We start from the raw sequence: 15,777 nt of genomic DNA, 5'->3' as shown, positions 1-15,777 counted from the left end.
ACTATGGAGAACGTAAACATTTTAAACAACTCAAAAATTTCCTTTAGGAAATTATCAATGGTGCTATTTTTAGCATGCAGCATGATCTTGACCTCGTGTGGAGAGGATCCGGATGACAATGGGCCAGCTGAGCCTCAACCTGTTAATTTATTATCATTAACTGCTAACAATCAAGATTTATCAAATGGGGATGAAAATATCGCCAGAGAATTGGAGATCGTAATGGTTTTTTCGAATAGTCTTGATACAGACGCTTTTAACAGTGCTTTATCATTCTCTTCAGCTGATGGAGATGTAGCGACAGATGTAAGCTTTACTGAGAGCAATACTACAGTTACAATTTCCAATTCTGAACCATTGGATTATCTGACAGAATATAACATTACGGTAGCCTCTGGAGTTCTTGGTGCTGAAGGTGGAGAATTGGGAACAGCTATAGATATTTCGTTCACTACTGTAGATGCAACATTATTCAGTGGTGGTGAAGGTACAGAGGCAGACCCATACAGGATTGAAGATGTTGCTGATTTAGAATTAATTAATTCGTATCTGGATGCACACTTTATCCAAATTGCAGATATTGACCTTACAGGCGCAGGTGGAGAGACTGGTTGGGTGCCATTAGGTTCTGTGGAATTTCCTTTTACTGGTTCCTACAATGGTGATGGATTTACTATTTCCAATGTTGAAATCACAAACCTGGTTGCAGATGGTGTAAATGAAGTTGGCTTGTTTGGTGTTGTGGATGGAGGTGATCTATCAAATATGAATGTAGCGGCAACTAACACGGGTATTACAGGTACACAAGGAACAGGGATATTAATTGGTCAATTACGTACAGGGACTGTAACAAGATGCCATACTTCAGGTTTTGTTTCAGGTGATACAAGAACTGGTGGCTTAATCGGAGACATGGAGTCTGGAACCGTGCATCAAAGTAGTTCTTCGGCTACAGTAAGTCCAGAGAGATCTAGAGCAGGTGGATTGATAGGTATCATGTCTGATGCAGATAGAGAAAATCCTTCCGCAACTATTTCAATTGTAACAGAATCCTTTGCAACAGGAAATGTTACTTCAGGTTCTGCAAGAGTAGGTGCTTTAGTCGGATCTGTAAATATAGACGGGACAGTAGAGAATAGTTATGCTACAGGCTCTGTAACAGCTCCAAATAGAGCATCAGCAATAATAGGTAGATTGGACGGTGTATTAAGAAACACTTATGGAACTGGAAATGTTACTGTAACAGATGAAGATACATCCAGTGACTATCCTGGTTATGTTGTAGGTCAATTAGAAGAAACTGCCACTTTAGAGGGAGTGTATTATGACAGCAATATCAACCTAACTTATAATGGCGGGTCACCTATTACAGAAGCGGGTACAGCAGTTGAAATTGCAAACCTAAATTGTGGTGATGCAAATGCTACTTTAGCAGGATTTGATTTCACTAGTGTATGGACATGTACGGATGGAAGCTGGCCAACACTAGCTTGGGAAAATGAATAATAGTTTAATTGTTTAATAGTAAAAGTGTCCAATGAAAGGGGGGCTTCTATTGAAGTCCTCTTTTCTTACTTAAAACTAAATAATGAAAAAAATCTACTTACTAATATTTGTTTGCGCAGTGTTTTATGCCTGTAATAATGAAGAGGTTACCCCAGAAAATGATGACGAAACGGATACAACTGATATTCAATATACGGTAGTAGATCCTTGCGTCTCAGGTGATGTAAATTGCCTCGAAAGTATTCCTATCACTTCTGCAGAAGGAAGAGCAGCAACATTTAATTTCTATAGAAATTATCCTATTATGAATGATACAGCCATATGGGGGAATATCAAACAAGCAGTTTTTGTCATTCATGGACAGAAAAGAGACGCAAATAATTATTTTACCGATATGACATCTGCTCTTAATCAAACTGAACTTCTTGATAGCACTTTACTCATAGCTCCTCAATTCAAAAATAATTCTCAAGTTGGTCCTGGTGAATTATTTTGGCCCAATGACTGGCGTGCAGGAGCACTATCTGGAAATGTATCAGTAAAAATAAGTACATATTCCATAATGGATTCATTATTTGAAATCCTTTCCAATAAAGAGCAATTCCCTTTTTTAGAAAAAATTATAATCACAGGTCATTCTTCTGGGGCTCTATTTACCCAAACCTATGCTCTAGCATCAGATATAGAGACACAATATGATTTCTCAATTGAATATATCGTTGCCAACAGTCAATACTTCTATTATCCTCAAGATGTCAGATATAATCCTTCTACTGAAAATTTCACAACCCCAACAAGCTGTGAGGAATACAATGAATGGCCATTTGGCTTTGAATCACCCATAGAATATATAGCCACTAAAAACAGAGAGGACTTAAATGAAAGTTTTAAAAACAAAAAAATCACATATTTATTAGGTACGAATGATACCCAAACCTCAGGTACATTAAATACAAGTAGTTGTGCAGCTGTTCTTTTAGGTGAGCATAGATTTAATAGAGGGGAGAATATGTATTTGTTTATGGAAACCTTTTACCCTGATGAAAATCAGCACCAAAAGGTATTGGTAGAAGGCGTTGGGCATAATGGTAATTCCATGTATACCTCTAATAGCTTTAAAGAGTTAATGCTAGGGATTTTTAAAGATTAAGTTTAGGTTGATTTTCAATAGCTTTTCCTTAATCATTCAAGTTAATAGGAAAAGAATTACTAAACCTGTTAGGTTATAAAAATTATAATCATGAATATTTCGATGAAATTTGCGGTATAATTTTTATAACCAGACAGGTTTTTTTTATACTAAATTAATTACGAAAATCATCCCACCATTCCTGACGCTTTTCTTTTCGTTCTTCTCTTCTCTCTCTCCTTTCCTTGCGTTTTTTCCTTCTTTCTCTATCCTTTTTGCGTTTAGCTTTTGTCTCACGTGTAATAGCATAATGAATAGACACCGAAGCTGGAAATTCAAACCAGTCTTCGTGATTAATATGATAAGCCGGTTTAACATCTGCAGAAATCACTATAGGAAGAGCAGGAATCTTCCATTCTATCCCTGCCATCAAATCATAACCATAAGTGGCTCCATACTCTTTGAGGCTCCCTACATGCATTCCTGCTCCAAAAAACAAATTGAACCCTTCACCAGTGATGGGTAAATGATATTTAGGAAGTACTGCAAATTGAAACGAATTAGCTTTAACGTCAGTAATAGCCTCTGCTGAAAACCGAAGTAGAATTCTTTGTTTAACACTTAGACCAAACCTAGCATCACCAATTCTTAGTCCAACTGCAGTACCATATTTCTGAGCTGATAATTGAAAGCATATGAGTACTAAAATAAATGAGAGTTTCATTTTCATGCAGAGGAAACGAAAGCTTAAATTCTTTAGTACTTGACAATTCTTAATTCCTGAATATGGATAAAAAAAAACCAGCCCTAAATGAGCTGGTATTAAATATTAATGAATAGAGTATTAAGTTATCTACCTTCTACCTCTTAGAATCTCGACCCAACCAGTTTGAATAGCAGAACCATTTACTTCTAATCGATAGAAATAGATTCCATCAGGACTATCTCCACCATCCCAAAGGTTAGATTCTCTATCTGTAGGACCATAATTCTCGTTTTCATAAACTATGGTTCCATTTCTATTAGTCACAATTAAATTAGCTCCATTGTCAGGTAAATTTAAGATTTTAAAATAATCGTTTTTCTGATCATTATTTGGAGTAAATACATTCGGAATGAATGGACTTTCGTCAAACCCAACATATATTCCATCCGTTGCTCCATCTTTATCTTGAACTATTCTTAATTGTTGGGTACATCTACCGAAACTATCAAAATATTCAATAATATAAGTACCGGCCGATAAGTTCTCGAAGGTATAGCTTTCATTTGGTATCAATTCAACAGTATCAGTATTAAAGATATAAGGCGCTGCACCACTAACTCTTCCATCATCTGCTAAGGATAATAAGGCATAATATGCTTCAGCACCTGATTCATTAGAAATTCTTACTGATATTGAACCATCTGATTTATCTCTTCTTGAAGTAGGCTTCGGATTCATATCCTGAAACTCTCTTTCAACTCCTGGAGGTAAATTAGGTTCAGGAACTAATTCTACTACAAGGTTACCACTTGGCTGTTGAATTTGTGCATTTTCAATTTCAGATACAATGTCATTATTACAACTGCTAGGTCTCTGAACAATTCTAACATTGTAACCACCGCTTACAAATCCCATTGCTACTCCATAATTATTAGGATCAATAATATACTCTCCAGTAACCGGAAGATTATTTTCATTAATCCTTACTGTTGGAGTGGAAGCATTTCCCTCAAATATTTGATACTCAACTGGAATCTCCATATCACCTTGAATATTAAACAATCGCAATGCGCCAGATCCATCATTACAAGCAGCATCAATACCTTCCATTTCAAAAGTAGGAATAATTGCACCATCTAGAATATTTACAATTCCATCTGTTGAACAAGATTGCTGACTATTTGTAGTACGGATTGTCCAATTGTATTGCTGGCCTTTTTCAAAGGTGTAGTTAAGATCATAATTAGGACCTATAAAGAATTCAGGATTACCATTATTATTATCTAAATTTAAAGGTATCTCTACAGTTTCTTCTACATCTGATCTATTTAGAATAAGAGTAAATGGACCTGGAATATTATTAACGGTAAATGCAGTTAACCTAACTTTAATACCTTCTGGCTCCTCAATACATTTATTTCCCTCATCATTTATCTCCTCAACTCTAGCACTAATTTGATTTGGAGCTATATCCGTATTAATTTGAAAATCTTTACTACATCCAGAATCATCAATTATGGTAAATACTTCGGTTAACTTATTTAAACCCGTTATTTGTCGATTTTCATTTAATTCAACAGCATTTCCATCAATTTCAAAAGAGTAAGGCTCAACCCCTCCTGTAATTTCAGGTATTTCAATTACACCATCTGTCTCAGATTCATCACAACTTGCCTCTGTAATTATTATGGGGCTACCACCATCCAACTCAATCGGATCGCTTAAGTATTCAATTCCAACTGCAACTGATAATTCACAATCAGAAGTACCTGGTTGATCACTAACCAATATATTATTCACTTCTGGTAGACCTGTAATTCTATTTCCTGAAGTAAATTCATTCCAAATCACTCCATTATCAACAGAATAATACCCAGTTGAAACACCTTCCAATGTAATTACGGCTGATCCATCTGAATCTCCATGACATACTATATTCTCAACATCACTTGCCACAGCCGTAAATGAACCATTATTTTCAATTACAATTCCACCTCTATCCGCAATCGGACAAGCACCTGGATCTACCATATTCTCGAATTGGATAATATAAGTGCCTTCTGGTACTTCATTAAAGATACCTGTTTCATTTCGAGCAAATTCATCTCCATTTTCATCTACCAGGATGAATTCATAATTACTTGGTAAATTATTTAAGCTAGCTGAAATAGTTCCAAATATTTCTCCACACTCAGGATTAGTGATATTTATATCCACTGCGCTTTGATCAACAACTGCTGTATTTTCAATAGTGAAAGTTTGATTATCCACGCCACAAGCATTTGTGTTTTGGTTATCAAATTCCAACTCATAATCTCCTTCTTCCAAATCGGCAAATACACCAGTAGTATTAGCTGTTAATGAATCTCCTTCAAAGTAAAGGATGAATTCAAATTCATCATTAGTTCCTGCAATATTTGCTGAAATAGAACCCGTTGAGATAGTACAAGTTGGCTGTTCAATATCAATTGTAGCAGTTAAATTTGTCTTAGTTCCAATATTAATATTAAAAGTATCAGATACACATTCCAAATTCGGATCGGATGCTACCACAGTATAAGTACCAGTAGCAAATGATGAATCAATTTCAATAATCAATCCCTGACCTATATTGTCAACAGTAAACCTTTTGTATAAAGCGTCATCTGCTCCAGCTTGCTTGATGTCAAAATTCAATTCAGGCGAACTTCCATTTACATTTCTTAGTAAGAAGAAAAGTTTACCATCATCCACTCCTAAGCATGTAGCTGCTTCCGTGATTGGAGAAACTTTGAAATCTTCGCAATCGTAGTCACATTCTGCTGGTTGGGTTATAGAATAGATTTGTTCTACTGTACAACCATTATCTTCAATCGTGATTGTATAATCACCTGGATTAGACAATCCGCTAATATTTTGAGTTGACGCTGTGAAATTATTAGGACCTGCCCAGCTAATGGATTCAGATCCACTTAATCCTGAAATATCTAATGAAATTTCACCTTCAGATCCACCGCAAGTCGCAATATCAGTTATGACTGAATTATCAATGGTAAATGCAGCATTTTCATTTACTATTTGGTTAATAACCACTTCACAATTTGTAACATCATCAGTAATTGTAATCGTGTATGTTCCTTGAGATAACCCACTTGCAGTAAAAGTAACATCAGTAGCTGTGAAGTTATCTGTACTGATAACTCCATTAACATCTGATACTTCTATAGTATAAGGATTTCCAACAGGAACTATATCTATATCGATAGCGCCATTAGTACCACCATTACAGTCTGCTGGGCTTACAGTATTCACACTAGCAGTAATTGCATCGGCTGGGTTAATGGTGAATTCTTGTGAAAGCTGACAAGCACCTTCTTCTACATAAATATTGTAAGTTCCCGGAGCAAGCTCATTAAAGGAATAAGTCAATGAAGCATCATTATCAGATCTTGAATCAGCAATCTCATTTTGTGGCGATTCATTATCTGTGATATAATAATTAAAAGGACCAGTTCCATCAATCACTTCAATTGAAACTCCTCCATTTTCAACATCGCATTCTGTTTGTGGAGTTTCAGTCAAATTACTTATAGAATAAGCCGCAGGATCTTCTACTTTGAAAGTTTCAGAAACTATACAATCAGAACCCGCACTTTCATCCGTTACTTGAACAGTATAATTACCAGGCGCCAATCCTGATATATTTTGATCAGTTGAAGCAAAACTATCAGGGCCAGACCATACAAATCCAAAAGGTCCCGAAGTGTTACTTTCTATTGTTAAACTAATTGATCCATCATCTACTCCACAAGCTGAAGTTGGAGATACATTTCCAATTGCTCTTAATGAGTTTATAGTCAATGTTAAAGTTTCACTTACATTTCCACAAGCACCTGCACCTTCAGCAGTTATAGTTAAATCAACTGTACCTGCTGTTGAATCTGCTGCACTTGGAATATAGAATGTAGACGCTGAAGTTTCATCATCAAAACTACCTGTACCAGTGCTTGACCATAAAATACTGGCCTCATTAGATACTGTTGCATCCACATCAAAAGTGCTATTCACATCTACATAACAAATAGCAGCATCTGCTAAAGGATCAATCACAGGTGAATTCGCTATGTTTAAAACCACTTCATCAGAAACAACTTCTGCAGAGCAAGCACCCGTACCAGTTACCGTCATTGTTAAAGTAACTGTTCCATCTGCTATATCATCTGTTCCAAATGTATAAACTGGTGTTTCAATTGTATTATCATCAAATGAACCACCATCTGTTGAAGAAGTAGTCCACTCTATAGTGCCATTTTCAGCTAGAGGTGGGGTATTACCTCCATCTAATGTGCTCAAGTCAATTGTAGTAATATCACAGAATGCCTCATCCTCTCCTGCATAAGCAGTTGGTAGAGGATCTGCTGTAATGGTTACTTGATTTGAAGTTGGATCACAGATTGCATTATCATCTGTAATAGTCCATTCAAAAATATTATCCCCAGCTGATAATCCTGTAACTTCAGCAGCCGGATTATTCTCCTCACCTGAAGCAAAATTGCCCGAACCACTTACTACAGTCCATATACCAGTTTCATTGGTACCTGCTGCATTAGCTGCTAAAGTAGCCGTTGTGCCACATACTTGTTGAGCAGCACCTGCATCAGCTACAGTGATTGTTTTTCTAGTGATTACAATAGTATCAGTATCAGAGCAACTAGTTACCGTATTTTCTAGTAACCATGCTAAAGTGTAGTCACCAATTTCAATTAAATTTTCAAAATCTGAAGCTGGATCATTTGGACTTACAATATTAGCACTAGCAGTTGTTGGTTGACTTACCAATATCCACTCACCTACTTGGTCTGCTGCAAGAGCATCTGCATAAAGTGTAATAGCATTTTCACAAATAGTAGAATCTTGTCCAGCAACCGAAGTTGGAGGAGTTGGTTCAGTAATAGTAAATACATCACTCACTACTGTACAACCTGCATCCTCAACAGTAAGTTGATAATCACCAGCTAATTCCAAAAGAGTAAGATCTTTTGTACTAGGATCAGTAAAACCAGTAGGACCAGTCCAAGAATAAGATTCTGTGCCAGATAATGTTCCTGTAATAACTACATCTATAGCACCTTGATTTCCATCACATGTTTGAATGCTAGTCACTGTAGTTGCGCCATTATCAATATCGAAAGCCGCATTATCATTAAGAACTTGATTTAATACCACATCACAATTTGTAGTGTTATCTGTTACTGTAATAGTATAACTACCTTGCCCTAAATTAGTCAAATTCACAGTTGTAGGTGTTGTTGCAGTTACTGTTATAGTATTTGGCGGGTTAACACCGTCATCAATCGTTACGTCAAAATCATTTCCAACATCCGTAACATCTAATTCTATGTTGCCATCAGTTGCTCCACAAGATGGTTCAACAAAATTTGCAATAGTAGCAGTGATTTTATCTACCGGATCAACCGTAAATAATTCTGATTGCGTGCAAGACCCTTCTTCTACAAATACTTCATAGTCACCTGGAGCTAATAAATTATAAGAATAAGTATTAGATGCATCATTATCTAATCTAGATCCGCTTACCTCTGTACCTGCATTTACATCTTCAATATAATAATTGTATGGACCTGTTCCACCAGTTACTTCAATATCAATTCCACCATTATCTACATCACATTCCGATTGTACGTTTACAGATAGAACATTGATTGTAAATGGAACGGGATCAGCAACTGTATAAGTATCGGTAAATTCACAACCCGTATTATTTGATGTAACTACTACAGTATAGTCACCGCTTTCAAGGCCAGATATATCTCCATCGGAACCAGTTATGATATTATTGTATCCATTTGGACTAGACCAATCAAAAGTAAAAGTATCACCTGCAAATGAGCTGTTAGCAATTATATCAAGTGATCCATCAGCTAATCCACAACCAGATGTAGGGTTATTTGTATTTAATGTGACTGTTAAGGAATTTACATTTATAGTTACATCGGCTGTCGCATCTGGACATCCTGCTGAGCTTACAGTATAGGTAAACACATACGTTCCTGTTGCCACTCCATCAAAATCGGCCGTGCTGGTACTCCCATCTCCTGGCTGACTAATCGTTACCGCTTCCGGATTCCCAATTGCTGCCGCAAAACTTCCACTTAACTGTGGCGTGCCGCCCAATACATTATATAAATTGAAGGCTGCATCATTATTACAGGCATCTGCACTGCCCGCTGTTCCTGCATCAGGTAGCGCACTTACATTCACTGTTAAGATTGCTGTAGATGGACTACAACCTGGGGCTGTTACTGTATAGGTAAAGTTGTAAGTACCTATAGCAGTCGTTAAATCTGCAGTTCCGGTGCTTCCATCTCCTGATTGTGTTAATATACTTGTCGCTGGGTTACCCGCATCTTCGGTCCATACTCCATTCGTAGCTTGTGGTGTACCTCCTAATGAAGTAAATAAATCAAAAGCCCCCTCATCCTCGCAAGCTTCTACTGTCGCAGCTAATCCTGCATCCGGAGCCTGGTTTACTGTAATGGTGACATCGGCTGTCGCATCTGGACATCCTGCTGAGCTTACAGTATAGGTAAACACATACGTTCCTGTTGCCACTCCATCAAAATCGGCCGTGCTGGTACTCCCATCTCCTGGCTGGCTAATCGTTACCGCTTCCGGATTCCCAATTGCTGCCGCAAAACTTCCACTTAACTGTGGCGTGCCGCCCAATACATTATATAAATTGAAGGCTGCATCATTATTACAGGCATCTGCACTGCCCGCTGTTCCTGCATCAGGTAGCGCACTTACATTCACTGTTAAGATTGCTGTAGATGGACTACAACCTGGGGCTGTTACTGTATAGGTAAAGTTGTAAGTACCTATAGCAGTCGTTAAATCTGCAGTTCCGGTGCTTCCATCTCCTGATTGTGTTAATATACTTGTCGCTGGGTTACCCGCATCTTCGGTCCATACTCCATTCGTAGCTTGTGGTGTACCTCCTAATGAAGTAAATAAATCAAAAGCCCCTTCATCCTCGCAAGCTTCTACTGTCGCAGCTAATCCTGCATCCGGAGCCTGGTTTACTGTAATGGTGACATCAGCTGTCGCATCTGGACATCCTGCTGAGCTTACAGTATAGGTAAACACATACGTTCCTGTTGCCACTCCATCAAAATCGGCCGTGCTGGTACTCCCATCTCCTGGCTGACTAATCGTTACCGCTTCCGGATTCCCAATTGCTGCCGCAAAACTTCCACTTAACTGTGGCGTGCCGCCCAATACATTATATAAATTGAAGGCTGCATCATTATTACAGGCATCTGCACTGCCCGCTGTTCCTGCATCAGGTAGCGCACTTACATTCACTGTTAAGATTGCTGTAGATGGACTACAACCTGGGGCTGTTACTGTATAGGTAAAGTTGTAAGTACCTATAGCAGTCGTTAAATCTGCAGTTCCGGTGCTTCCATCTCCTGATTGTGTTAATATACTTGTCGCTGGGTTACCCGCATCTTCGGTCCATACTCCATTCGTAGCTTGTGGTGTACCTCCTAATGAAGTAAATAAATCAAAAGCCCCCTCATCCTCGCAAGCTTCTACTGTCGCAGCTAATCCTGCATCCGGAGCCTGGTTTACTGTAATGGTGACATCGGCTGTCGCATCTGGACATCCTGCTGAGCTTACAGTATAGGTAAACACATACGTTCCTGTTGCCACTCCATCAAAATCGGCCGTGCTGGTACTCCCATCTCCTGGCTGACTAATCGTTACCGCTTCCGGATTCCCAATTGCTGCCGCAAAACTTCCACTTAACTGTGGCGTGCCGCCCAATACATTATATAAATTGAAGGCTGCATCATTATTACAGGCATCTGCACTGCCCGCTGTTCCTGCATCAGGTAGCGCACTTACATTCACTGTTAAGATTGCTGTAGATGGACTACAACCTGGGGCTGTTACTGTATAGGTAAAGTTGTAAGTACCTATAGCAGTCGTTAAATCTGCAGTTCCGGTGCTTCCATCTCCTGATTGTGTTAATATACTTGTCGCTGGGTTACCCGCATCTTCGGTCCATACTCCATTCGTAGCTTGTGGTGTACCTCCTAATGAAGTAAATAAATCAAAAGCCCCTTCATCCTCGCAAGCTTCTACTGTCGCAGCTAATCCTGCATCCGGAGCCTGGTTTACTGTAATGGTGACATCAGCTGTCGCATCTGGACATCCTGCTGAGCTTACAGTATAGGTAAACACATACGTTCCTGTTGCCACTCCATCAAAATCGGCCGTGCTGGTACTCCCATCTCCTGGCTGACTAATCGTTACCGCTTCCGGATTCCCAATTGCTGCCGCAAAACTTCCACTTAACTGTGGCGTGCCGCCCAATACATTATATAAATTGAAGGCTGCATCATTATTACAGGCATCTGCACTGCCCGCTGTTCCTGCATCAGGTAGCGCACTTACATTCACTGTTAAGATTGCTGTAGATGGACTACAACCTGGGGCTGTTACTGTATAGGTAAAGTTGTAAGTACCTATAGCAGTCGTTAAATCTGCAGTTCCGGTGCTTCCATCTCCTGATTGTGTTAATATACTTGTCGCTGGGTTACCCGCATCTTCGGTCCATACTCCATTCGTAGCTTGTGGTGTACCTCCTAATGAAGTAAATAAATCAAAAGCCCCTTCATCCTCGCAAGCTTCTACTGTCGCAGCTAATCCTGCATCCGGAGCCTGGTTTACTGTAATGGTGACATCAGCTGTCGCATCTGGACATCCTGCTGAGCTTACAGTATAGGTAAACACATACGTTCCTGTTGCCACTCCATCAAAATCGGCCGTGCTGGTACTCCCATCTCCTGGCTGACTAATCGTTACCGCTTCCGGATTCCCAATTGCTGCCGCAAAACTTCCACTTAACTGTGGCGTGCCGCCCAATACATTATATAAATTGAAGGCTGCATCATTATTACAGGCATCTGCACTGCCCGCTGTTCCTGCATCAGGTAGCGCACTTACATTCACTGTTAAGATTGCTGTAGATGGACTACAACCTGGGGCTGTTACTGTATAGGTAAAGTTGTAAGTACCTATAGCAGTCGTTAAATCTGCAGTTCCGGTGCTTCCATCTCCTGATTGTGTTAATATACTTGTCGCTGGGTTACCCGCATCTTCGGTCCATACTCCATTCGTAGCTTGTGGTGTACCTCCTAATGAAGTAAATAAATCAAAAGCCCCTTCATCCTCGCAAGCTTCTACTGTCGCAGCTAATCCTGCATCCGGAGCCTGGTTTACTGTAATGGTGACATCAGCTGTCGCATCTGGACATCCTGCTGAGCTTACAGTATAGGTAAACACATACGTTCCTGTTGCCACTCCATCAAAATCGGCCGTGCTGGTACTCCCATCTCCTGGCTGACTAATCGTTACCGCTTCCGGATTCCCAATTGCTGCCGCAAAACTTCCACTTAACTGTGGCGTGCCGCCCAATACATTATATAAATTGAAGGCTGCATCATTATTACAGGCATCTGCACTGCCCGCTGTTCCTGCATCAGGTAGCGCACTTACATTCACTGTTAAGATTGCTGTAGATGGACTACAACCTGGGGCTGTTACTGTATAGGTAAAGTTGTAAGTACCTATAGCAGTCGTTAAATCTGCAGTTCCGGTGCTTCCATCTCCTGATTGTGTTAATATACTTGTCGCTGGGTTACCCGCATCTTCGGTCCATACTCCATTCGTAGCTTGTGGTGTACCTCCTAATGAAGTAAATAAATCAAAAGCCCCTTCATCCTCGCAAGCTTCTACTGTCGCAGCTAATCCTGCATCCGGAGCCTGGTTTACTGTAATGGTGACATCAGCTGTCGCATCTGGACATCCTGCTGAGCTTACAGTATAGGTAAACACATACGTTCCTGTTGCCACTCCATCAAAATCGGCCGTGCTGGTACTCCCATCTCCTGGCTGACTAATCGTTACCGCTTCCGGATTCCCAATTGCTGCCGCAAAACTTCCACTTAACTGTGGCGTGCCGCCCAATACATTATATAAATTGAAGGCTGCATCATTATTACAGGCATCTGCACTGCCCGCTGTTCCTGCATCAGGTAGCGCACTTACATTCACTGTTAAGATTGCTGTAGATGGACTACAACCTGGGGCTGTTACTGTATAGGTAAAGTTGTAAGTACCTATAGCAGTCGTTAAATCTGCAGTTCCGGTGCTTCCATCTCCTGATTGTGTTAATATACTTGTCGCTGGGTTACCCGCATCTTCGGTCCATACTCCATTCGTAGCTTGTGGTGTACCTCCTAATGAAGTAAATAAATCAAAAGCCCCCTCATCCTCGCAAGCTTCTACTGTCGCAGCTAATCCTGCATCCGGAGCCTGGTTTACTGTAATGGTGACATCGGCTGTCGCATCTGGACATCCTGCTGAGCTTACAGTATAGGTAAACACATACGTTCCTGTTGCCACTCCATCAAAATCGGCCGTGCTGGTACTCCCATCTCCTGGCTGACTAATCGTTACCGCTTCCGGATTCCCAATTGCTGCCGCAAAACTTCCACTTAACTGTGGCGTGCCGCCCAATACATTATATAAATTGAAGGCTGCATCATTATTACAGGCATCTGCACTGCCCGCTGTTCCTGCATCAGGTAGCGCACTTACATTCACTGTTAAGATTGCTGTAGATGGACTACAACCTGGGGCTGTTACTGTATAGGTAAAGTTGTAAGTACCTATAGCAGTCGTTAAATCTGCAGTTCCGGTGCTTCCATCTCCTGATTGTGTTAATATACTTGTCGCTGGGTTACCCGCATCTTCGGTCCATACTCCATTCGTAGCTTGTGGTGTACCTCCTAATGAAGTAAATAAATCAAAAGCCCCTTCATCCTCGCAAGCTTCTACTGTCGCAGCTAATCCTGCATCCGGAGCCTGGTTTACTGTAATGGTGACATCAGCTGTCGCATCTGGACATCCTGCTGAGCTTACAGTATAGGTAAACACATACGTTCCTGTTGCCACTCCATCAAAATCGGCCGTGCTGGTACTCCCATCTCCTGGCTGACTAATCGTTACCGCTTCCGGATTCCCAATTGCTGCCGCAAAACTTCCACTTAACTGTGGCGTGCCGCCCAATACATTATATAAATTGAAGGCTGCATCATTATTACAGGCATCTGCACTGCCCGCTGTTCCTGCATCAGGTAGCGCACTTACATTCACTGTTAAGATTGCTGTAGATGGACTACAACCTGGGGCTGTTACTGTATAGGTAAAGTTGTAAGTACCTATAGCAGTCGTTAAATCTGCAGTTCCGGTGCTTCCATCTCCTGATTGTGTTAATATACTTGTCGCTGGGTTACCCGCATCTTCGGTCCATACTCCATTCGTAGCTTGTGGTGTACCTCCTAATGAAGTAAATAAATCAAAAGCCCCTTCATCCTCGCAAGCTTCTACTGTCGCAGCTAATCCTGCATCCGGAGCCTGGTTTACTGTAATGGTGACATCAGCTGTCGCATCTGGACATCCTGCTGAGCTTACAGTATAGGTAAACACATACGTTCCTGTTGCCACTCCATCAAAATCGGCCGTGCTGGTACTCCCATCTCCTGGCTGACTAATCGTTACCGCTTCCGGATTCCCAATTGCTGCCGCAAAACTTCCACTTAACTGTGGCGTGCCGCCCAATACATTATATAAATTGAAGGCTGCATCATTATTACAGGCATCTGCACTGCCCGCTGTTCCTGCGTCTGGTCCAGCTTCAACAACAATTCCAGTTAATTCTGCAGTACAACCATTATCATCAGTAACTGTAACAGAGTAAGTCCCATCATCAAGACCTGATATATCCTCTGTTGTTGCACCATTGCTCCAAGAATAATTATAATTACCACCTCCATCCGGTGTACCTCCAGTTACATCAATATCAATTGCTCCAGAGTTAGAATTATCACAATCATCTGTTATTAAATTAATTGATGCTGTTAACTCTGATGGTTCATTAATAATTATTCCTGAAAAGCCACTGGAATAGGTACGAAATGTAATACCACAAATACCATTATCTCTTGACCCTATTGTATAGCCAATACCATCTTTAGTAGTAGGAACATTTGAAAATGTCAAAACGGTTCCAGATATACTTAAAGTAATAGCTGGATTAATATCACCACCTGGGGAAACACCAATATCATCATAGACCCAGTCATTCTCTCCACCATCGTAAAGACCAAAATCAAAATTCACAGGATCCAAGCTTACATCAGATGCATCCTTTAATTCAAAAGAGATTGTACCATCTTCAGCAGCAAAACATAATGCGTCTGTTGAAACAATTGTCGCTTCAGTATTTGAATCATTTGGACATTGAGCATTTACCAATGAAATACTCAAAATAAATCCTAACAGTATTGTGTAAATATATTTCATA

At 40.2% G+C, this 15,777-nt stretch carries 4 protein-coding genes; 2 read left to right on the top strand and 2 right to left on the bottom strand.

What is annotated here, in order from left to right; all coding sequences use genetic code 11:
* The first annotated feature begins 3 nt into the window (after positions 1-3).
* Entirely contained in the window at positions 4-1,506 is a 1,503-nt protein-coding gene (locus QYS49_RS10350; protein ID WP_308347158.1) for an Ig-like domain-containing domain, read from the top strand.
* An 82-nt stretch (positions 1,507-1,588) separates the two neighbouring features.
* Positions 1,589-2,656: a hypothetical protein gene (locus QYS49_RS10345; RefSeq protein ID WP_308347157.1), complete on the top strand. Its 1,068-nt coding sequence runs from the start codon at positions 1,589-1,591 to the stop codon at positions 2,654-2,656.
* 154 nt (positions 2,657-2,810) lie between these two features.
* On the opposite strand, the gene QYS49_RS10340 is transcribed toward QYS49_RS10345, so the two are convergent.
* On the bottom strand, positions 2,811-3,359 hold the full coding sequence (locus tag QYS49_RS10340; protein ID WP_308347156.1) for a hypothetical protein: 549 nt from the start codon (positions 3,357-3,359) through the stop codon (positions 2,811-2,813).
* 129 nt (positions 3,360-3,488) lie between these two features.
* Complete coding sequence (locus QYS49_RS10335; RefSeq protein ID WP_308347155.1) at positions 3,489-15,776, bottom strand: T9SS type B sorting domain-containing protein; 12,288 nt, start codon at positions 15,774-15,776, stop codon at positions 3,489-3,491.
* Between the last annotated feature and the right edge of the window lies 1 nt (position 15,777).

Source organism: Marivirga salinae, from assembly GCF_030503855.1.
Classification (GTDB): Bacteria; Bacteroidota; Bacteroidia; order Cytophagales; family Cyclobacteriaceae; genus Marivirga; species Marivirga salinarum.
This window is presented reverse-complemented; position numbering and strand designations above follow the sequence as displayed.

What these genes read in the sequence shown, in the direction of transcription:
- QYS49_RS10340 (WP_308347156.1), bottom strand. Translation starts at nt 3,359, where the DNA reads ATGAAACTCTCATTTATTTTAGTACTCATATGCTTTCAATTATCAGCT.
- QYS49_RS10350 (WP_308347158.1), top strand. Translation starts at nt 4, where the DNA reads ATGGAGAACGTAAACATTTTAAACAACTCAAAAATTTCCTTTAGGAAA.
- QYS49_RS10335 (WP_308347155.1), bottom strand. Translation starts at nt 15,776, where the DNA reads ATGAAATATATTTACACAATACTGTTAGGATTTATTTTGAGTATTTCA.
- QYS49_RS10345 (WP_308347157.1), top strand. Translation starts at nt 1,589, where the DNA reads ATGAAAAAAATCTACTTACTAATATTTGTTTGCGCAGTGTTTTATGCC.